The following is an 18,979-nucleotide window of genomic DNA, read 5'->3' on the forward strand; positions in this document are numbered from 1 at the left end:
CCATGTTGGTAGAAAATAAGATTATTTTTACAGGTCCAGTAGGTGTAGGTAAAACTACAGCTATTGCCTCACTCTCAGATGAACCGCCAGTGCAGACGGATGCTAGTGCATCAGATATGACCTCTGTTCGTAAAGGTTACACAACCGTTGCGATGGACTACGGTTTAATCCAGCTTGATGAAAATACAAAAATTCACTTATATGGCACGCCAGGTCAAGAACGTTTCGACTTCATGTGGGACATTTTGAGCCAGGGCAGTATGGGTTTGATTTTGTTATTGGATAACACTCGTGGTAATCCTCTGAAAGATTTGAAATTCTTTTTAGACTCTTTCTCTGATTTGTTGAAAACTGCCCCTTTAGTGGTTGGTGTAACAAAAATGGATATTCGTGCCATTCCAGGTATTGATGTTTACCAAAAATACTTGGCTCAACATGGTTTGAATGTTCCCGTTTTTGAAGTAGATGCCCGCAGCGAAGAAGACGTAAAACAATTAGTAACAGCCATGCTGTTCCAAATTGACCCAGGTTTAGAGGTATAAAATGGAATCTACTCTTTCACTACAAACAAATCTCTACCCGCATATCACCCCAGCAGGTGCGTTTTATGCGGTTGCAAACAAAAGTGCCAGCGCAAGTCGTACATTGTTGGCAAACATTTTGCAAGCAAACAGCAATGAAGCCATTACACAAGAAAAATTATTGCAATGGTCTGAAACAGATGATGTTGATTCAGCGCTGAACTTGCTCTACCGTTTGCAACGTTTGGAATTTTTATATGGCGGTGAATCTCCTGCAGAAGTGCCTGCATTGCAAGATGACACATTGCAAAATTTATTGCCTCACATGTCAGACAGTCAAAAAGCTTTGTTGATTGACCAAGATGGCTTTTACTTTGCTAACTCAGGTTTCCACCATGAAGCTGCGGAAGAAGTTGCAATTTTAGCAAGCGAAGCTATTCGCTTATCTGAGCGCCACGCATTGTTGATTAAAAACAACTTGAACATTTATCAAAATGCATGGGGCTTGTGTGACCCAACAGGTCAAAGCGAATTAACTTTCTTCCCTATTTACATCAAAGATGCCAAATACATTTTGGTAACAGGTGGTACACCTCAACTGCATAAAGAAGCTTTCATACAACTCGTTCGAGCCTTATATCAAACTGCCGATGCAGCTGCGAATTTAGGTAATGCTTTATAAGAATTTGACTGGAAATAAACAAAATGCATGAACAACTCTTAACTTCCGTATTGAGCGACTTGAACAGCTCATCTGTTGATATTACATCTTCAGCAATCATTTCTACCGACGGCTTGCCAATCGCTCACTTATTGCCGGCCAACATTGACCCAGACCGTGTAGGTGCGATGTCTGCAGCATTGTTAGCATTGGGTAACCGTACTACTCAAGAATTGGCTTGCGGTGAATTGGAACAAGTAATAGTAAAAGGTAAACTGGGTTATACTTTGCTAATTCAAGCAGGTGGTACAAACGTATTGTGTTTAACCGCAAAAGAAAGCGCGAAATTGGGCTTGATTTTGTTGGACGCACGCCGTGCCGCTCGTAGCGTAGTAGACATCACTAAATAACCTTTTCAGGCTGCGTCTTAAAGCAAAAAATTATTTTGCACGAAAAAACTTGACGTATAAAATAATTCATGGTTTAATACAAAACTTAACGGCCAGATAGCTCAGTCGGTAGAGCAACGGATTGAAAATCCGTGTGTCGGCAGTTCGATCCTGCCTCTGGCCACCAGATAAAAAAGCCCAAACAATTTGTTTGGGCTTTTCTCATATTCCTTATATTCACTAGGAACACACATCATGCGTTGGCAAGACAGAGAAGGCAGTAACAACATTGAAGACCGTCGCGGTTCTTCTGGCGGCGGAGGCGGCAAATCCCCAGGCATCATCGGTATCATCGTGCTACTCGTAGGAGCTTACTACGGCGTAGATTTAAGCGGTTTAGTTGGCGGCAACGCAGCCTTAACACAACAAACACAAACCCAGCAAACCAAATCAGCCCCATCGTAACAAGAGCAAGAATTAGCCAAGCTCAGCTCAGTCGTTTTAAAAGAAACCGAAAACGTGTGGGGCGCATACTTCCAAAAAGCAGGCGCAAAATACAAAAATCCAACCATGGTTTTCTATTCAGGTGCAACTTCCACCGCATGCGGCACAGGACAAGCCAGCGCAGGCCCATTCTATTGCCCAGTCGATAACAAACTGTATATCGACTTGTCTTTCTACGACACCATGAAAAACCAATTAGGTGCAGAAGGCGACGCCGCATTTGCGTATGTGATTGCCCACGAAGTCGGGCACCACGTCCAAACCCTACTTGGCACAATTCAAAAAGTCCACCAAGCACAAAGCCAAGTTAGCCAAAAAGAATCCAACGCCCTCTCAGTCAAACTAGAATTGCAAGCAGACTGCTACGCAGGCGTATGGGGCCACTACGCACAAAAAGACGGCTTATTTGAAGCAGGTGACATCGAAGAAGCCTACAACGCCGCCGAATCTGTTGGCGACGACACATTGCAAGAACGCGCCCAAGGCTATTCCGTGCCACACACCTTCACGCACGGTTCATCAGCCAACCGCAAACAATGGTTACAACGCGGATTACAAACAGGCGATATTAACCAATGCAACACCTTTGCAACTTCATAAAACAAACGCAGCCTGAAAACCCATTTTCAGGCTGCTTTTTCGTGTGAAGCATATAAAAATCAGTTAAAATAAAGAATTATTTTTTTGAAACACACTATGTCCTTCCAACCCCTGCTTGCCACATTAGCCGACACGCAACCACATCACATCACCGAGTTAGCCAAACAGCTAGGCTGCCTACCGCAGCAACTCAACATGATTTGGCAACAAGTACCCAACCACTTACGCCCCCTGTTGCGCCAAAGAGACGGTTACTGGCAACTTTCACGTCCCATCGCCATGCTGCCTGAAAACCACAGCCAGCCAAACTTCACATTAGACGTGCAGCCTGAAACCGAATCCACCAACACCCTGTTAGCAGAGCGCGTACATTCAGGCAAATCCAGCCACCGACACATCATCGTCGCGCACAGCCAAACACAAGGGCGTGGAAGACAAGGCAGAAAATGGCAAAACAATTTAGGCGAATGTCTCATGTTCAGCCTCGGTTGGACATTTGACAAACCCCAAGTCGAACTACTCGCGCTTGCCCCCGTAACCGCCCTAGCCTGTCAGCAAGCCCTGCAAGCACTCGGTTGCCCAGCCCAAATCAAATGGCCAAACGACCTAGTCATCGGCTTAGACAAACTCGGCGGCATACTCATCGAAAGCATACGCAAAGACGGCAAAACCCACGCCATTATCGGCATCGGCATCAACTTCATGCAGCCTGAAACCCAAGAAAACATTACCAGTTTTCAGGCTGCGGCCACACAAAAACACAACATCAGCACCCTATTCGGACAAATCATTGAAAAACTGGATACCGTGCTAACCCAATTTGCAGAACAAGGTTTCGCCCCCTTTCAGGCTGCCTACGAAGCCGTACACCGCGACCAACACCAAACCGTCAGCCTATTGCGCGACAACCAAGTGATTTGCAACGGACGCATTCTAGGCATCAGCCCAACAGGTGCGCTACGATTACAAACCGCCCAAGGCGAACAAGAAATCATTAGCGGCGAAATCAGCCTGCGCCGTCCAGAGCAACTTTCAGGCAGCCTGAAAAAATACCTACTCTTAGACGGCGGCAACAGTCGATTAAAATGGGCATGGGTAGAAAATGCTACAATAAACCACATTTCCCACGCCCCCTATCGCGACCTAACGCGCTTGCAACAAGAATGGGAGGAACACGGCACACTAGACACCCAAATCATCGGTTCAGCCGTGTGTGGCGACATCAAAAAAGAACTGGTGCAAAGCCGCTTGCCTTACCCGATAGAATGGCTCACCTCCATGCCACAAGCACTCGGCATGATAAACCACTATCGCAACCCAGCAGAACACGGCGCAGACCGTTGGTTTAACGCACTCGGTTCACGCAAATTTAGCCAAAACGCCAGCGTGATTGTCAGTTGCGGCACAGCCGTAACCGTGGACGCAGTAACCGCCGACAAGCATTATCTAGGCGGTACCATCATGCCAGGGTTTCACCTCATGCGCGAATCCCTATTGCAACGCACCGCCCAGCTGCAACGCCCAGAAGGACAGTATTATGCCTTCCCAACCACCACCGCCAACGCCATCAGCACAGGCATGTTAGACGCCGTTTGCGGCTCCATCATGCTCATGCACACACGGCTAAAAGAACGCTGTCAAACACCTGTAGACATCATCCTCACAGGTGGCGGCGCAAACAAAATATTAGAAGCTCTACCGCACGATTTTACTTTAACCAACACCGTCAAAATCATCGACAATCTCGTGATTTACGGACTGATTAACTGGATAAAAAACAAATGAAATGGCTCTTTGCTACATTAGTAGCCTTAAACTTAATCGTATTTGCTGGCATGATTGCAAGCAAGATTTACCCAATCAAAAAAGCTCCAGCTCAAGTCGCGCAGCAAGCGCAGCAGCCGCAGCCGACCGTTATCATCAACACAACAGGTGCAGCACCAGCCGCACAAGCCACATCAGCGTCAGCGACGGTAACTACTGCAACCGCCAACACAGCAACCGCAGCCACACCAGCTAAACGTGTTACACCTCCCACAACTAACAACACAAAACCCAGCAACTCAACTGCTTTAACACAACCTAAAACCAATAATACAAGCAGCAGTCAAGCCGTTACTACAGGCACAGCACAAGCTAACTATCGCAACTGTTCGGCAAGTGTCAGCATGCCTGAAGACGACTACCATCGCATCAAAGGCTTGTTAAAAACCTTCCCGCACGCAGCCACACGTCAAGTAATTGATGGCAGCGAAGGCAATCACAGTTCAGCACGTATGAACGTTTTGTTTATGTCTGTCAGCGACCAAGAAGCTGGCACCATTCAAGGCATCGTAGGACGCTACGGTTCATTACGTCGTTCGCCTTGCGGTAAATAAACATAAAAAAGCAGCCTGAAAAGTTTTCAGGCTGCTTTTTTTATCAATTAACGCATTTTTTCATTCAACATCATCGCCACTTCATCAACATAGCCATCTACTTCAAAATAACGCTCCCCTTCCGCGCAGCTATACACCACTACAGTCGTCGGCGGGTTCTCATTACGTGGCTCAACACGGCGAATATAATCCGTGTTCACATACAAACGATGCCCATGAATATTAGATAGTTCTACCAAACAAGCCATAATTTTCCCTTCGCTTTCCGTACCATGAAGGACGATACGATACACGATTTTTCAGTCATCTAAAAGACTATAGTTGATTAAAATAAGAATGAGACAAGGCGACAATGCCCGCCGTGTGCACGTGGCACATAAGGGCGTTGGCAACGCAGTATCATTGCAATTTTAATCAACTATAAAAACTGACGTATCACAAACACCTGTTTATTTTCGTGCCGCGCACAATTCCCATTTTTCAGGCTGCATCAATTCGCTGCTGTATTCCGTAAACACCATGCGCAACGTTAAATCTTCGCTTTCCAGCAACAAAATGCGTGGCATACCCTCTTCCGTCAATTCACGTGAAATTTCCCAACCCGATTGCTGCAATTTACCGTCCGCCGTAAAACTGTGTGGCACATCACGCACCCATTCACCATTCGCCCACACACCCAAATATTTCACAGGCAAATCGTAGCCCAAAAGCTGCTCACTCAATTGCTCAGGCGTGTCTGCCAAATACACCTTGCCATTGCTGTCTTGCGCCAACACCCCTTGCGAATCCTGACACAACTGCCCTACCGTCGTGCCAATCGGCGTGTTTACATCAATCGTCTCCACACCATTTTTACGCGACCAGTCAAAGTTCGCATAACTGCCCTTCTCATTAATTTTTACGCCCAGTCTACCCGAAGCTTCAAATTGCCGATTATCACGCTGCGCTTGCCATTGCGCTGGCGTTTGAGAAGTCGTTGCCACACAAGCCGTCAGCAAACACACGCAGCCTGAAAGAAATATATGTTTCAATTTCATGTTTCACCTCAAAAATGCAGCCTGAAAAGACTTTCAGACTGCAATGATTATTTAAATTGCACTTTAAACCGCTTCAAAGTATTCAACAAATACTTATCTTTTGGCGACTGAATCCAAGCCTTTTGCCAAATCTCTTTCGCTTTTTCAGGCTGCTTCAATGCCCAATACACCTCGCCCAAATGGCTCGCCACTTCAGCATTTTCAAAATTATCGTAAGCGAACTCCAAATAAGGCAACGCCATCTGAGCCTGACCTTTTTTGTAATAAGCCCAGCCCAAACTATCGTTATACATCACATTATTCGGCTCGGCATCATAAGCAGCCTGAATCAACGGCAATGCCTCATTCATGTATTTAGACGGTTTTAACTCCAGCAATACATAACCCAAATTATTCTTAAACATCGCATTATCAGGCTCTAAAGCCAATAACTTACGCAAATCCGCAATGCCCTTTTCAGGCTGCGACATCAGTGAATAAAGATTCGCACGGAACTCTAGCGCAATCATCAGCAATTCCGTTTTCAAAACAGATTGTTGAGACTTCTCCAAGTTCGCCATATGCGCATTCAATTCAGCCAACAATTTTTTCTGCGGCAACACCTGACTCATCGAACGCAAATAAGCCCCTTGCAAATCCAAAATAGAAAAAATCGAATCCGAATAAGTTGGGTGCTTAAACGCCTCTTTACTGTATTCATACGTTTTTTGCCAATTTTGTTGCTTATCTGCAATCATCGTCAGCAAAGACCACTTGTCAAACAAATAATGCGAATGCGTAATTCTCTGCGCCCAATCCTCCGCATTGCGCCAATCCGACATCGACGCATATTGCACACTCATATTAATCGCCGCACGCGCCTTATCATCATCGCTACCATGTTCATACGCCTGTTGATAATACTTCGCGACAGTATCTATATCAGCACCCTGATACATGTGCAATCTCGCAGCCTGAAAATACACATTTGCCGATTTCGTTTCTTCGTTCAGCAACTTCTGAATTTTTTGTTCAGCCGCGTCATACTGACCACTCGCAATCAAATTCTCCACTTCCAGCTCGCGCCAAATCGGTGCTAATTTACTTGAATCCGTCTTTTTGAAAAATGTCGTCAATAAATCAGGATTTTTGTTCAACTCATGGAACAAAATGCGCATCGTTGTCGGCGAAATATCCTTATCCAAAGTCGCCAAACGCTTCAGCGCACTCATCACCTGCGCCCCTTTGTTTCCGTTATAAATCACTTCCACCAAAGCAGATTCAGGCAAATCAGAATATTCACGTGCCAACTGAATCACTTGCGAACTAATCCCTTCCGCCTTATCAGGACTTTGCAGCGCGTACTCCGCCAAAATCGCCAACAATTTAGAACGCTGCTCATCAGAATTTGCCTCAACAAACACCTGTTTCATGTCCGCCATTGCCACGTCTAACTGATTATTAGAAATCGCACGCACCCAGCCCCAACGACGCAACGCTGGGCTAGGATTTGGCTCTGATGCACGCCATTTCTGGTAAATCGTCTCTGCCACATTATAAGCACGCACTTGAGTGGAAATTTCCATAATGCGTTCTGCCACTTCAGGCGATTGCGTGCGGTTATAAACATTCACATAAGAACCCAACGATTCCGATAAACGGTTTTCCGTCAGCGCAATTTCACCAAACAACAAAGTAAAAATATGGTCTGTTCGTTTTGCCGCTTCTTCTTTACGTGTGCGTTCCTCTTGTTCTATTTTTTGCTTTGAATCCACTGGCTCAGAATCATTTGCCGCATAAACGCTGCCTGAAAAAGCCAATAAAATTGCCGCCGCCAATGGCGCAATACGCTGATGAAATAAAGGTTTCATTGATAAATTTCCAATTACATGATTTTTAAACAATATAGCACAAGCACAAGAAAAATAGTTTGCAGAAAAAGTAAATTCAAAACAAAACGCAGCCTGAAAACTTTTCAGGCTGCGTTTACTAATATGTTACGCTTCTTCGTTCAAAGCACGCGGAAACAACAAATTATTTTCAAAATCAATGTGTGCCAACAAATCATCTGCAAATTCACGCAATTCCGCGTATAACCGTTGCCAACTATTGCACGCATCAGCAGGCGGCGTTAAATTATCTGTCAAATCAAATAATTGTTGCAAAACCGCGCTGTGGTCTTCATGCTCCATCATCATTACACGAATCGGCATTCCCGCATTGCGACCCATGCCACCTTTAATCATCGGGAACAACATACGTTCTTCCTTCATCATGTGGCTCGCCAATTCTGCCTCAATATGTTGCACCAAAGGCAACAAATCCGCAGAAACTTTGTCCGCATGTCGCTCACTCACTTTTTGCGCCAACGGAATAATGCTCGCAAATTGACGGCGATGCGTTTCATGAAAACGCTCCAGCACATGGTCTACAGTTGCTGGTAATGGCGCATTTTGCCAAACAGATTGGTCAGTCATGGTAGTGTCCTTAAAATATTGTTATTTGCCCAAAGTTTCAGGCTGCTTTAAAGTTTCATATTTTATGAAACTTACGCAGCAAAAGAAACCCCTTTTACATTTTCAGGCAGCCTGAAAACAAAAAAGCAGCCTGAAAGCACTTTCAAGCTACTTTTGCTCAACACTTATTCTGTAACGCTTTACGCATTTCTACCGCACGCGCCTGATACTCCCCCATACTTTCCACACCACGCAGAAACCGCGAAAGCTCAGTCAGCGCACGCTCATACACATAACGCTTAAACTCAATCACCTCATCAATCGGTGCCCAATATTCATGCCACCGCCAACCATCAAACTCAGGCTGATGAGTTACTTGCAAATGCACATCAGAATCCTGTCCCACCAATTTCAGCAAAAACCAAATCTGCTTCTGCCCACGATAAGACCCACGCCATTCACGGCGCACCCAATTGGTTGGCACATCATAACGCAACCAATCGCGCGTCCGCCCCAAAATCTTCACATGCTGCGGCAACAGCCCTACTTCCTCAAATAACTCACGATACATCGCCGTTTCAGGACTTTCCCCAGGTTTAATCCCACCTTGCGGAAACTGCCACGAATGCTCACGCACCCGTTTCCCCCAAAAAACCAAATTATCATCGTTCACCAAAATAATGCCAACGTTCGGGCGATACCCCTCTCTATCCAACATCACATAGTCCCCAAATAAAATAAAATTTCCCGAATTTTCCCACAAAACCGCCCCAACTGCCAACGCATGCTAAAATCCCATTTTTCCCATTTAAAACAGCCAAAAGGCAGCCTGAAAAATGAACGAACTCAACCAACTCATGCAAACCGAAAGCTACGGCGAAGCGCAAGAAACCCTCCAATTTTTCCTAGAAGAATGCAGCCTAGACGAAGCCCCAACCACCGAAGAAATCGCCCAATGGCGCGACATACTTAAACAACGCGGCGGCAAATTCACCAAACTCGCCGACCAATGCCAAATTTTTCTAGACGAACTCGCATGAAACTCCCAAAAAACAAATGGCTTGTTTTGGGTGTGCTGTGGTTTATCGCAGGCATCTATTCCCTGATTTTCCGCGAAAGCACCAGCCAAACACCGCCACCCTTTCCCCATTTTGACAAACTCGCCCACTGCCTACTCTTTTTCGCCCAAACATGGCTACTGGCAAAAGCATGGCTCACCGAATCGCTCAAAGTACCCATACGCACCCTATTTATTTTTGGGTTGGTGTACGCCATTTGCAGCGAAATCGCCCAATATTTGCTCACAAAAACACGACAAGGCGACCCATTTGATGCATTGGCAGACATGATTGGCGTAAGCGTTGCACTCTATTTAGCCATCAGCAAGCAAAAAATTAAAAACTAAATTTTATTTATAAACAATAAACTATAAAATTTATACAAAATAAATCACGAATAGAGTTTGACTGTTTTCAGAATTCATATATAATTCAGTCTTCATTCCCTGATAGCTCAGTCGGTAGAGCGACGGACTGTTAATCCGCAGGTCGCTGGTTCGAGCCCAGCTCGGGGAGCCAAATATGGAGAGCTAGATAATTTATCTAGCTCTCTAATTTTTTGTCTATTGCTCAACCTTTCGCGTACGCATTACACTCTTTCTCATCTCAAAATATTCACACCTTAATTGCAGCCTGAAAACACAAAAGGTAATAACATGACATTCTCTCAACAAGACGAACAATTCATGCGCCACGCCCTAGAATTGGCGTGGCAAGGACGCTTTTCCACTTCCCCCAATCCGCGTGTGGGCTGCGTGATTGTGCGCGGCGAGCAAATTGTCGGGCAAGGCTTTCATGTATGCGCTGGCGAACCACACGCCGAAGTTCACGCGCTGCGGCAGGCTGGCGAATTGGCGCGTGGCGCAACAGCTTACGTTACGCTAGAACCATGTTCGCATTACGGACGCACGCCGCCGTGTGCCAAAGGTCTGATTGAAGCAGGCGTGGCGCGTGTGGTTGCCGCCATGCAAGACCCTAATCCGCTGGTGTCTGGCAAAGGTTTGGCAATGTTGACAGAAGCTGGGATTGCGGTGCAACACGGTTTATACGAAGCCGAAGCGCGTGAATTGAACCGCGGATTTTTGTCGCGCATTGAACGTGAACGCCCGTTTGTCCGCGTAAAAGTGGCGATAAGTTTGGACGGCAAAACAGCATTGGCAGACGGGCGCAGCTTTTGGATTACAGGCGCGGCGGCGCGGCATGATGTGCAAGTTTTGCGTGCGGAAAGTTGCGCGGTTTTAACGGGGATTGGCACGATTTTGGCGGACAATCCGCGCTTGAATGTGCGTGATTTTGAGACGATTCGCCAACCGATTCGTGTGGTGTTAGACAGCATTTTCAGGCTGCCTGAAAGTGCAAATGTGGTGCAAGACGGTGGGCAAACGTGGGTATTTTCGTTGGCAGACGCGCCTGATTGGGTGGCGAAATATGCGAATGTTCGCGTTTTCAGGCTGCCTGAAAATCGGGATTTGACGCAAGTTTTGCAGATTTTGGCGCGTGAAAATGTGGGCGAATTGTTGGTGGAAGCAGGTTCTACGGTGGTTTCGGAATTTGTGAAACAAGATTTGGCTGATGAATTAGTGATTTATCAAGCACCAAAATTGTTGGGGGAAACGGGTAAACAGGCTTTCAGGCTGCCTGAAAATGTGCAGGTTTTGGCGCAAGACGGAGATTGGCGCACAGTTTCGCTGGAAACGATGGGCGATGATGTGAAGTGGGTTTTGCGAAGAAGATAAGAAAATGCAGCCTGAAAATGATTTTCAGGCTGCATTTTTTAATCTGCACGTTTAATCGGAATTTTAATATGTGGTTTTGTGGGTTTCGGTGCTTCTTTCAAACCTAGTTCAATTTGCTGCTCTTCAGATAACAAGTCCGACCAGTCGCCATTTTTGTACCATTCTGGACCGTCTAATTCAATCGGGTGTTGAATGCGTTCGCAGCCATTGCCGCACATTAAATCATCGTCTTTACAATATTTGTCGCAACCCCAGCAAATGCGTTCGGGGCGTTTTGGGGTAATAGGGAATTTTTTTGCCATTGTTTCAGTTCATCTTGTTTATGGTTATTTTTCAGGCTGCGTTTAGATTGCAGCCTGAAAACAAATATTTTGGTTATTTTGATGATATTACGCAGCCTGAAAACCTAAGGTGCAAGTCGTTCCTTAATCCAGTTGCCGTTTTCCAAGCGATACACAATTCTATCGTGCAAACGGCTTGGGCGACCTTGCCAAAATTCCACACGGTCTGGAATCACAAGGTAGCCGCCCCAATGTTCAGGGCGCGGCACATGAAGCGGATGTCGCGCACCAAACATCGCCGCGCGCGCCACAATCACTTGCTTGTTCGCAATCACTTGGCTTTGCTCGCTCGCCCACGCACCCACGCGACTGGTGTAAGGGCGACTGTCAAAATATTCATCAGATAAATGCTCTGGCAGCTTTTCTACTCGTCCTTCCACGCGCACTTGGCGTTCCAATTCCGCCCAAAAAAACGTTAGCGAAGCAAAAGGGTTCGCCGCCAATGCGCGACCTTTACGGCTGTGGTAATTGCTAAAAAACACAAAACCTTGCTGATTCACTTCTTTGAGCAACAAAATTCGGTTGCTAGGGCGACCATCTTTATCCACCGTTGCCACGTTCATTGCAGTCGGTTCAGGCACTTGCGATGCCATCGCCTCGTTCATCCATTGTTCAAATTGAGCAATCGGGTTGTCCAAACAGTGTTTTTTAGACAACTCGCGTTTGCTGTAATCCTGTCTAATGTCGTGCAAATCCATGGTAACGCGCCAAAATATTCTTGGAAAGCGCATATTATAGACCTATCAACTTCAGATAGAAACCCTTGCGCCAATTTGTGAAAATACGTTAATTTCAAGGCTAATTGAGATAAATTATCATTTAATAGTCAAAAGGTTAAACCATTTAACACACTTTAATTTTTTCGTTATAATCGCGCCCAACTAAACATAAAAACAAGCCACTACATTATGAAACTCACTGTTATTGGACTCAACCACCAAACCGCGCCTGTGCATATCCGCGAGCAACTGGCATTTACCGCCGACTCGTTGGCAGACGCTGTGCGCGATTTAAGTTTAAATGTCGCAGCCGAAGCCGTTATCCTATCCACTTGCAACCGTACAGAACTCTATTGCGTGGGCGAAGGCGAGCTGATTATTGACTGGTTGGCGAGCTATAAAAACGTGAATGTGGACGAAATCCGCCCGTATTTGTATGTATTGGGTTGCGGCGACACCATTCGCCACGCGTTCCGAGTAGCCTGTGGTCTGGACAGCATGGTACTGGGCGAACCGCAAATCTTGGGGCAAATGAAAGAAGCCGTACGCGTGGCGCGTGAACAAGACGGCGTTAGTACATGGTTGAACGCCCTGTTCCAACGCACTTTTCAGGCTGCAAAAGAAGTTCGCAGCTTAAGCGGCGTGGGCGACAACGTGGTGTCTATGGCATCAGCCGCCGTGCGTATGGCAGAGCAATCTGTAGGCGACATCAGCAGCCTGAACGTGCTGTTTGTCGGCGCAGGCGAAATGAATGAATCTGTGGCAACTTATTTCGCTGCACGTTCGCCAAAACAGTTAATGGTTGCCAACCGCACGCTCACTCGCGCCACCCATTTGTGCAGCAAATTGGGACACGGCGCACAAGCGTGTAAATTAGATGTGCTGCCTGAAATCGTGTCGCGCTACGATGTGATTGTGGTTTGCACAGCAAGCCAAACGCCGATTATCACGCAAGAGATGATTCAGGCTGCGTCTGCACAACGCGGCGCAAAACCGATGTTTGTGTTGGATTTGGCTGTGCCGCGCAATGTTGAACCGAGCGTGGCAAACATGGCTGGCGTGATGTTGCACACCGTTGATGATATGGCGGAACGCGTGGCAAGTGGCAAAGAAGCGCGCGCGGCGGCGGCTGAAGCGGCTGAAACCATGGTAGAAACCAAAGTGCATGAATTTTTGGCGTGGCAGCAACAACGCCAACGTGTGCCATTGATTTGCGCTCTGCGCGATGAAGGCGAGCGTGCGCGTCAGCAAGTGTTAAATAACGCGATTCGTCAGTTGGCAAAAGGCACACCGCCTGAAGAAGTGTTAGAACGCTTGTCGGTGCAATTAACCAATAAATTGCTGCATTCGCCTACTCGTGCGTTGAATAAAGCCAGTTTGCATGATACGCATGTGGTGAGTACGTTATCGCAGGTTTATCATTTAAACCATTAAGATAAATACATAATCAGGCAGCCTGAAACATATTTTTAGGCTGCCTGAAGTTATAATTGCAATAAATTTTCATCTTTTTGCGATAAACGTCTTTTCTTCATTTACAAAATCGCCTAATCTTACACACATTGATAAAAACGCAGGCAGTCTGAAAACGCAGCCTGAAAAAATAGGAAAAAATACCAAAATATGTCTTCTTCAACTTTGAAAAAAATCAGTATTTACACCGCAGGTGCATTGAGTGGTTTAGCCCTGAGCATTGGTTTACAGAGCATCGCTGCCGACACACCTGCACCCAAAGAAAAAGCGCAAGGCTTGCCGATTAAATCACTAGAATCCATGGCGCAAGTGTACGCACAAATCAAAGCCAATTACGTGCGCGATGAACCCGATGAAAAATTGCTAGAAAACGCCATGAAAGGCATGGTTTCAGGCTTAGACCCCCATTCAGAATATCTGGACAAAAAAGCCTACGAATCCATGAAAGAAGCCACCACAGGCGAATTTGGCGGCTTGGGCATGGAAGTCGGCGCAGAAGACGGCTTTGTGAAAGTCATCGCCCCGATTGAAGACACCCCAGCAGAACGCGCAGGTGTAAAAAGCGGCGACTACATCGTCAAAATCAATAGCGAATCCACACGCGGTTTGTCTGTGAACGAAGCCGTGAAAAAAATGCGCGGCAAACCCAACACCAAAATCACACTCACCCTTTCACGCAAAGGCGCAAGCAAACCGATTGAAGTGCAATTAACACGCGCCATCATCAAAGTGAAAAGCGTTCGCTCGCACCTATTGGACGGCGGTTACGGCTACATTCGCGTTACCCAATTCCAAGCGCCAACCGTGGATAACGTAGTACAAGCCGTAAACGACTTAACCAAAGAAAACGGCGGCGCACTCAAAGGCATCGTGCTGGATTTGCGCGATGACCCAGGCGGCTTGCTCAATGGCGCAGTGGGCGTGTCTTCCGTATTCTTGCCAAAAGATGATGTGATTGTCCGCACCAAGGGGCGTGGCGACAAAATCATCAGTGCGCTGAAAAACACGCCTGAAGATTACATTGTAAAATCAGGCACAGACCCATTGTCTAAATTGCCAAGCGAAATTAAAACCGCACCCGTTACCGTGTTGATTAACTCAGGTTCAGCATCTGCTTCAGAAATTGTGGCAGGCGCATTGCAAGACCACAAACGCGCCGTAATTGTGGGAACCCGCAGCTATGGCAAAGGCTCAGTGCAAACGCTGATTCCAATCAGCAAAGAAACCGCCGTGAAATTCACCACTGCGCTGTATTACACGCCAAACGACCGCTCAATCCAAGCAGTCGGCATTGTGCCAGATGTAGAAGTGGTTGATAAAACACGCACATTTGAAAGCCGTGAAGCCGATTTAGATGGACACATCGGCAACCCATTAGGCGCGGACGATGTGAAAGGCGGCGTGGTAAAACAAGCATCTGAACCTGTTCAGACTGCGTCTGAAGTGAAAGTGGAAGCCGCCAGCGAACCAAGTTTGGAAGAACTGTCTTCACGCAGAAAGCCGAACCCTGAAAAAGATGAACAGTTGCGCAAAGCATTGGATTTGCTGAAAAATCCAACGCAATGGCAACAATCTTTAGGCGAAGCGGCGAAAAAAGAAGCTGCGGCTAAAGCCAAAACAGCTAAGAAAAAATAATCTGCAATAAGAAAAAGCAGCCTGAAAACAATTTTTCAGGCTGCTTTTTCTTATTGCGGCGACACATTTAACCAAAACGTAACCGGCCCATCATTCGTCAGCGAAATCTGCATATGCGCCGCAAATTCCCCTGTTGCTGTTTCAATTTTCTCTGCCGACTGCACACAAAAATAATCATACAATTCACGTGCCATATCAGGTTTACCCGCACCCGAGAAGTTCGGGCGCAAACCCTTGCTGGTATCCGCCGCCAGCGTAAACTGCGACACCACCAACAACGCGCCACCCGCTTGTTGCACATTCAAATTCATCTTGCCCTGTTCATCAGAGAACACGCGATACGCCAAAACCTTATTCAGCAGCTTATCCGCCTGCTCACGCGTATCGCCCTGCTCCACTCCCAGCAACACCAGCAAACCATTGCCAATTTTACCCACCACTTGATTATCCACGCTCACTTGCGCTTGCGTAACACGTTGAATTAAGGCAATCATTTTATTCCTTTCAGGCTGCATTATTTCTTGTAAACAACACTCGTCCCATCTATTTGAATATATTTCTTTTCCTGCAAATACTGAACCATTCGTTCCGCCTCCTTATCGCCATATTGAGTATGCGATTTAATCACATTCTGCAACGCTCTCAACTTAGTCAGTCGCTTATTTTTGGCAACAGCAAGCGCCGCCAATACCTTTTGCAATTTGTCATCAAACTGCGTTTTTTCAGGCTGCGTGATAAACGGCGCATATTCAATCTTTCCATTATTTTGCCTAATCAAATCCTGTTCACGCAAATAACGCGCAAATTTCTGAATATCACTGTCATTCACTTGCAAACAAAGCGCTTGTGCACGCTGTTGCACCGCAGCTTGAAAATCAGCAAAATCCGTTGGCTTTTCATTCAAAACAAACCGTTGAATTTTCAATAATAAATCTTCATCGCTCAGTTTGTATTCAATCGTTCCTCGTTCCGCATCAACCCTTATCAAATTCTGATTATTCAATTTGTTTATCACAGAATGGATAATTCGCTCACACTCTTCTTCATCTTTTTCAGCCAGCAAATCCTGCAAAACATATTTGCGCAAATTCAATTCCAAATTCTGCAAACGAGTCGGCAAAAACGCATCAGGCGCACGCAACGCCTTTAATGCAGCCTGAAAAAATCTTTCAGGCTGCCTAATTCATTTAACGTTTCAATTTCGCAAAAGCGTCCGCCATTGCCGAATTGACTGGCTGTTTTTCGCGCTGCGGTTTCGCCGTTTTCAGGCTGCCTGAACGTGGTTTTTCCACGTGTTTTTCTGATTTCTTCTCAACCTTTTCAGGCTGCTTTTCCTCTTCCAAACGCATCGTCAGCGCAATCCGTTTACGCGCCGCATCGACTTCCAACACCTTTACTTTCACCACATCGCCAGCTTTCACCACATCACGTGGGTCAGCCACAAACTTGTTTGACAACATAGAAATATGCACCAAACCGTCCTGATGTACGCCAATATCCACAAACGCGCCAAAATTCGCCACGTTAGACACCACGCCTTCCAAAATCATGCCAACTTCTAAATCGCTGATTTCGTTCACACCTTCGGTAAAACTTGCCATTTTAAATTCGCCGCGTGGGTCTCGCGCTGGTTTTTCCAATTCCGCCAAAATATCCATAATGGTCGGCAAACCAAAGCGTTCATCAATAAAATCAGTCGCTTTGATTTGTGACACTTTTTCGCGATTGCCAATCAATTCCGCCGCGCTAATACCTTGTTGTGCCAACATTTTTTCAACCACCGAATACGCTTCGGGGTGTACCGCGCTCGCGTCAAGCGGTTCAGTACCACCGTTAATCCGCAAAAATCCTGCCGCTTGCTCAAACGTTTTCGCGCCCAAACGCGGCACTTTCATCAAGGCTTTGCGCGATTTAAACGCGCCATTTTCATCACGATACGCGACAATATTTTTTGCAAGCGTTTGATTTAAACCCGAAATTCGTGCCAACAACGGCGCAGAAGCCGTGTTCACGTCCACGCCCACCGCATTCACGCAATCTTCCACCACCGCGTCCAGTGATTTCGCCAACTGCGATTGATTCACATCGTGCTGATACTGACCCACACCAATGGATTTCGGGTCAATTTTCACGAGCTCCGCCAATGGGTCTTGCAAACGGCGCGCAATGGAAACCGCGCCACGCAACGACACGTCCAAATTGGGGAACTCCGCCGCCGCCAATTCAGACGCGGAATAAATCGACGCGCCTGCTTCGGAAACGACAATTTTATGCAACCCATTTTCAGGCAGCATTTTGACAATTTCGCCCGCAATTTTGTCCGTTTCGCGGCTTGCTGTGCCGTTGCCAATCGCAATCAATTTGACATTATGCTGCTTAATCATGCGCGACAAATCAGCTAACATTTTGTTTTCTTGGTGCAAATACACGATGACGGTATCCACCAATTTGCCCGTATCGTCCACCACCGCGCATTTCACGCCGTTGCGATAGCCTGGGTCTAAACCCAAAGTCGGCAAACGCCCAGCAGGGGCAGCCAGCAGCAAGTCTTTGAGATTTTTCGCAAAAACGGTAATCGCGTCAGTGTCCGCCAATTCTTTCAATTTGGAAAACGCTTCCAATTCCAGCGACAGAAAAATTTTCGCTTTCCAAGTCAAGCGAACCGTATCGCGCAACCATTTATTTTCATTGGCAATTTGGAAATGATTAACGATGATTTTTTCATAATCCGATTGCTCGGTAACAGGCGTTTCATCGGGCTGATATTTCAGCGAAACAGTCAAAATTTCTTCGTTGCGCCCACGCAAAACCGCCAAAGCGCGATGACTTGGCATGGCGCGAATTGGCTCACGATAATCAAAATAATCTTTGAATTTTTCGCCGCTTTCTTCTTTGCCAGCAATCACTTGCGCGTGAACTTGTGCTTCGTTCCACAATTTTTCACGCAACGCGCCAATCAATTCCGCGTCTTCGGCAAATTGCTCAATCAAAATCGCGCGCGCACCGTCCAAAGCAGCTTTAACATCAGGCACTTGTTCGTTGATAAAAGGCGCAGCAAGGGCTTCGGGGTCGTTTTCAGGCTGCCTGAAAATGGTGTCCGCCAAATCTTGCAAACCGTTTTCACGCGCAATTTGTGCTTTGGTGCGGCGTTTCGGTTTGTAGGGCAAATACAGGTCTTCCAGCGCGGTTTTGTTGTCGCATTGGTCAATGGCAGCCTGCAATTCGGGCGTGAGTTTTCCTTGTTCTTCAATGCTTTTGAGTACGGTAGCTTTGCGGTCTAACAATTCGCGCAAATATTGCAAACGCTCGGCAAGCGTGCGCAGTTGCGTGTCGTCCAGTCCGCCTGTTGCTTCTTTGCGGTATCGCGCGATAAAGGGGACGGTTGCGCCTTCGTCTAACAGCGCGATGGCTGCCTGAATTTGGGTTTCGGTTGCTTGTAATTCGGTTGCGATGATTTGGTTAATATTCATTAAGTTATTACTTTCGTTAAAA

20 protein-coding genes, 2 tRNA genes and 1 pseudogene are annotated in these 18,979 nt (G+C 46.5%); 13 read left to right on the forward strand and 10 right to left on the reverse strand.

Annotated elements, in window-relative coordinates; genetic code table 11:
• The first annotated feature begins 5 nt into the window (after nt 1-5).
• The 7 genes and pseudogenes from QEO93_RS06740 (at nt 6) to QEO93_RS06770 (ending at nt 5,053) form a co-directional block, all read left to right on the forward strand.
• The gene (locus tag QEO93_RS06740) at nt 6-542 is read left to right on the forward strand and encodes a GTP-binding protein (protein WP_032136923.1); all 537 of its coding nucleotides are present in this window, start codon (nt 6-8) and stop codon (nt 540-542) included.
• 1 nt (nt 543) lies between these two features.
• Entirely contained in the window at nt 544-1,203 is a 660-nt protein-coding gene (locus QEO93_RS06745) for a hypothetical protein (RefSeq protein WP_032136887.1), read from the forward strand.
• A 23-nt stretch (nt 1,204-1,226) separates the two neighbouring features.
• Complete coding sequence (locus QEO93_RS06750; RefSeq protein ID WP_032136886.1) at nt 1,227-1,592, forward strand: roadblock/LC7 domain-containing protein; 366 nt, start codon at nt 1,227-1,229, stop codon at nt 1,590-1,592.
• A gap of 90 nt (nt 1,593-1,682) precedes the next feature.
• Nucleotides 1,683-1,758: transfer RNA gene (locus QEO93_RS06755), tRNA-Phe, on the forward strand.
• A gap of 68 nt (nt 1,759-1,826) precedes the next feature.
• Nucleotides 1,827-2,675 (forward strand): annotated as a pseudogene (gene ypfJ / locus QEO93_RS06760) (KPN_02809 family neutral zinc metallopeptidase).
• Nucleotides 2,676-2,771: 96 nt separating this feature from the next.
• Nucleotides 2,772-4,460, forward strand: a complete 1,689-nt coding sequence (locus QEO93_RS06765; RefSeq protein ID WP_032136922.1) for a biotin--[acetyl-CoA-carboxylase] ligase — start codon at nt 2,772-2,774, stop codon at nt 4,458-4,460.
• Nucleotides 4,457-5,053, forward strand: a complete 597-nt coding sequence (locus QEO93_RS06770) for a hypothetical protein (RefSeq protein ID WP_032136885.1) — start codon at nt 4,457-4,459, stop codon at nt 5,051-5,053. The genes QEO93_RS06765 and QEO93_RS06770 overlap by 4 nt, the downstream gene beginning before the upstream one ends.
• Before the next feature lie 47 nt (nt 5,054-5,100).
• Here the strand turns inward: QEO93_RS06770 and QEO93_RS06775 are convergent, their stop codons facing one another.
• From QEO93_RS06775 to QEO93_RS06795, 5 genes are all read right to left on the reverse strand, one after another.
• On the reverse strand, nt 5,101-5,346 hold the full coding sequence (locus QEO93_RS06775; RefSeq protein ID WP_245832203.1) for an ATP-dependent DNA helicase RuvA: 246 nt from the start codon (nt 5,344-5,346) through the stop codon (nt 5,101-5,103).
• A 156-nt stretch (nt 5,347-5,502) separates the two neighbouring features.
• Nucleotides 5,503-6,090, reverse strand: a complete 588-nt coding sequence (locus QEO93_RS06780) for an outer membrane lipoprotein LolB (RefSeq protein WP_085815669.1) — start codon at nt 6,088-6,090, stop codon at nt 5,503-5,505.
• 47 nt (nt 6,091-6,137) lie between these two features.
• On the reverse strand, nt 6,138-7,940 hold the full coding sequence (locus QEO93_RS06785) for a tetratricopeptide repeat protein (protein WP_085815670.1): 1,803 nt from the start codon (nt 7,938-7,940) through the stop codon (nt 6,138-6,140).
• Between the two features lie 126 nt (nt 7,941-8,066).
• Nucleotides 8,067-8,546: a hemerythrin domain-containing protein gene (locus QEO93_RS06790; RefSeq protein WP_032136881.1), complete on the reverse strand. Its 480-nt coding sequence runs from the start codon at nt 8,544-8,546 to the stop codon at nt 8,067-8,069.
• Between the two features lie 157 nt (nt 8,547-8,703).
• Nucleotides 8,704-9,243, reverse strand: a complete 540-nt coding sequence (locus tag QEO93_RS06795; RefSeq protein ID WP_085815740.1) for an RNA pyrophosphohydrolase — start codon at nt 9,241-9,243, stop codon at nt 8,704-8,706.
• Between the two features lie 118 nt (nt 9,244-9,361).
• Between QEO93_RS06795 and QEO93_RS06800 the strand changes: the two genes are divergently transcribed.
• The 4 genes from QEO93_RS06800 (at nt 9,362) to ribD (ending at nt 11,319) form a co-directional block, all read left to right on the forward strand.
• A complete protein-coding gene (locus QEO93_RS06800) occupies nt 9,362-9,565 on the forward strand; it encodes a hypothetical protein (protein WP_032136880.1) in 204 nt (67 codons plus the stop codon).
• Nucleotides 9,562-9,930 carry a VanZ family protein gene (locus QEO93_RS06805; RefSeq protein ID WP_032136879.1) on the forward strand — a complete coding sequence of 123 codons (369 nt, stop codon included), beginning with the start codon at nt 9,562-9,564 and terminating at the stop codon, nt 9,928-9,930. Before QEO93_RS06800 ends, QEO93_RS06805 begins: the two co-directional genes overlap by 4 nt.
• Before the next feature lie 96 nt (nt 9,931-10,026).
• A tRNA-Asn gene (locus tag QEO93_RS06810) sits at nt 10,027-10,102 on the forward strand.
• 137 nt (nt 10,103-10,239) lie between these two features.
• The gene (gene ribD / locus QEO93_RS06815; RefSeq protein WP_085815671.1) at nt 10,240-11,319 is read left to right on the forward strand and encodes a bifunctional diaminohydroxyphosphoribosylaminopyrimidine deaminase/5-amino-6-(5-phosphoribosylamino)uracil reductase RibD; all 1,080 of its coding nucleotides are present in this window, start codon (nt 10,240-10,242) and stop codon (nt 11,317-11,319) included.
• A gap of 38 nt (nt 11,320-11,357) precedes the next feature.
• Here the strand turns inward: ribD and QEO93_RS06820 are convergent, their stop codons facing one another.
• Both QEO93_RS06820 and pdxH read right to left on the reverse strand, forming a co-directional pair.
• Nucleotides 11,358-11,621 carry a DUF3079 domain-containing protein gene (locus QEO93_RS06820; RefSeq protein WP_032136877.1) on the reverse strand — a complete coding sequence of 88 codons (264 nt, stop codon included), beginning with the start codon at nt 11,619-11,621 and terminating at the stop codon, nt 11,358-11,360.
• Nucleotides 11,622-11,725: 104 nt separating this feature from the next.
• The gene (gene pdxH / locus QEO93_RS06825; protein ID WP_032136876.1) at nt 11,726-12,358 is read right to left on the reverse strand and encodes a pyridoxamine 5'-phosphate oxidase; all 633 of its coding nucleotides are present in this window, start codon (nt 12,356-12,358) and stop codon (nt 11,726-11,728) included.
• 210 nt (nt 12,359-12,568) lie between these two features.
• Here pdxH and hemA point away from each other — a divergent pair, with 210 nt between their 5' ends.
• Together hemA and QEO93_RS06835 are read left to right on the forward strand one after the other, a co-directional pair.
• Nucleotides 12,569-13,813, forward strand: coding sequence for a glutamyl-tRNA reductase (hemA, locus tag QEO93_RS06830; RefSeq protein WP_085815672.1), 1,245 nt, complete (start codon nt 12,569-12,571; stop codon nt 13,811-13,813).
• A 189-nt stretch (nt 13,814-14,002) separates the two neighbouring features.
• The gene (locus QEO93_RS06835; RefSeq protein WP_032136874.1) at nt 14,003-15,487 is read left to right on the forward strand and encodes a S41 family peptidase; all 1,485 of its coding nucleotides are present in this window, start codon (nt 14,003-14,005) and stop codon (nt 15,485-15,487) included.
• A 50-nt stretch (nt 15,488-15,537) separates the two neighbouring features.
• On the opposite strand, the gene dtd is transcribed toward QEO93_RS06835, so the two are convergent.
• From dtd to QEO93_RS06850, 3 genes are read right to left on the reverse strand one after another with little or no spacing between them, the layout of a single operon-like run.
• The gene (gene dtd, locus QEO93_RS06840) at nt 15,538-15,981 is read right to left on the reverse strand and encodes a D-aminoacyl-tRNA deacylase (RefSeq protein ID WP_085815673.1); all 444 of its coding nucleotides are present in this window, start codon (nt 15,979-15,981) and stop codon (nt 15,538-15,540) included.
• 20 nt (nt 15,982-16,001) lie between these two features.
• Nucleotides 16,002-16,628 (reverse strand): hypothetical protein, encoded by a 627-nt coding sequence (locus QEO93_RS06845; protein ID WP_085815674.1) that lies wholly within the window; start codon nt 16,626-16,628, stop codon nt 16,002-16,004.
• A 46-nt stretch (nt 16,629-16,674) separates the two neighbouring features.
• Nucleotides 16,675-18,957, reverse strand: a complete 2,283-nt coding sequence (locus QEO93_RS06850) for a Tex family protein (RefSeq protein ID WP_085815675.1) — start codon at nt 18,955-18,957, stop codon at nt 16,675-16,677.
• Between the last annotated feature and the right edge of the window lie 22 nt (nt 18,958-18,979).

It is taken from the genome of Kingella negevensis (genome assembly GCF_030177895.1).
GTDB classification, from domain to species: Bacteria; Pseudomonadota; Gammaproteobacteria; order Burkholderiales; family Neisseriaceae; genus Kingella_C; species Kingella_C negevensis.

What these genes read in the sequence shown, in the direction of transcription:
- QEO93_RS06745 (WP_032136887.1), top strand. Translation starts at nt 544, where the DNA reads ATGGAATCTACTCTTTCACTACAAACAAATCTCTACCCGCATATCACC.
- QEO93_RS06750 (WP_032136886.1), top strand. Translation starts at nt 1,227, where the DNA reads ATGCATGAACAACTCTTAACTTCCGTATTGAGCGACTTGAACAGCTCA.
- QEO93_RS06765 (WP_032136922.1), top strand. Translation starts at nt 2,772, where the DNA reads ATGTCCTTCCAACCCCTGCTTGCCACATTAGCCGACACGCAACCACAT.
- QEO93_RS06770 (WP_032136885.1), top strand. Translation starts at nt 4,457, where the DNA reads ATGAAATGGCTCTTTGCTACATTAGTAGCCTTAAACTTAATCGTATTT.
- QEO93_RS06780 (WP_085815669.1), bottom strand. Translation starts at nt 6,090, where the DNA reads ATGAAATTGAAACATATATTTCTTTCAGGCTGCGTGTGTTTGCTGACG.
- QEO93_RS06785 (WP_085815670.1), bottom strand. Translation starts at nt 7,940, where the DNA reads ATGAAACCTTTATTTCATCAGCGTATTGCGCCATTGGCGGCGGCAATT.
- QEO93_RS06790 (WP_032136881.1), bottom strand. Translation starts at nt 8,546, where the DNA reads ATGACTGACCAATCTGTTTGGCAAAATGCGCCATTACCAGCAACTGTA.
- QEO93_RS06795 (WP_085815740.1), bottom strand. Translation starts at nt 9,243, where the DNA reads ATGTTGGATAGAGAGGGGTATCGCCCGAACGTTGGCATTATTTTGGTG.
- QEO93_RS06800 (WP_032136880.1), top strand. Translation starts at nt 9,362, where the DNA reads ATGAACGAACTCAACCAACTCATGCAAACCGAAAGCTACGGCGAAGCG.
- QEO93_RS06805 (WP_032136879.1), top strand. Translation starts at nt 9,562, where the DNA reads ATGAAACTCCCAAAAAACAAATGGCTTGTTTTGGGTGTGCTGTGGTTT.
- ribD (WP_085815671.1), top strand. Translation starts at nt 10,240, where the DNA reads ATGACATTCTCTCAACAAGACGAACAATTCATGCGCCACGCCCTAGAA.
- QEO93_RS06820 (WP_032136877.1), bottom strand. Translation starts at nt 11,621, where the DNA reads ATGGCAAAAAAATTCCCTATTACCCCAAAACGCCCCGAACGCATTTGC.
- pdxH (WP_032136876.1), bottom strand. Translation starts at nt 12,358, where the DNA reads ATGGATTTGCACGACATTAGACAGGATTACAGCAAACGCGAGTTGTCT.
- hemA (WP_085815672.1), top strand. Translation starts at nt 12,569, where the DNA reads ATGAAACTCACTGTTATTGGACTCAACCACCAAACCGCGCCTGTGCAT.
- QEO93_RS06835 (WP_032136874.1), top strand. Translation starts at nt 14,003, where the DNA reads ATGTCTTCTTCAACTTTGAAAAAAATCAGTATTTACACCGCAGGTGCA.
- dtd (WP_085815673.1), bottom strand. Translation starts at nt 15,981, where the DNA reads ATGATTGCCTTAATTCAACGTGTTACGCAAGCGCAAGTGAGCGTGGAT.
- QEO93_RS06850 (WP_085815675.1), bottom strand. Translation starts at nt 18,957, where the DNA reads ATGAATATTAACCAAATCATCGCAACCGAATTACAAGCAACCGAAACC.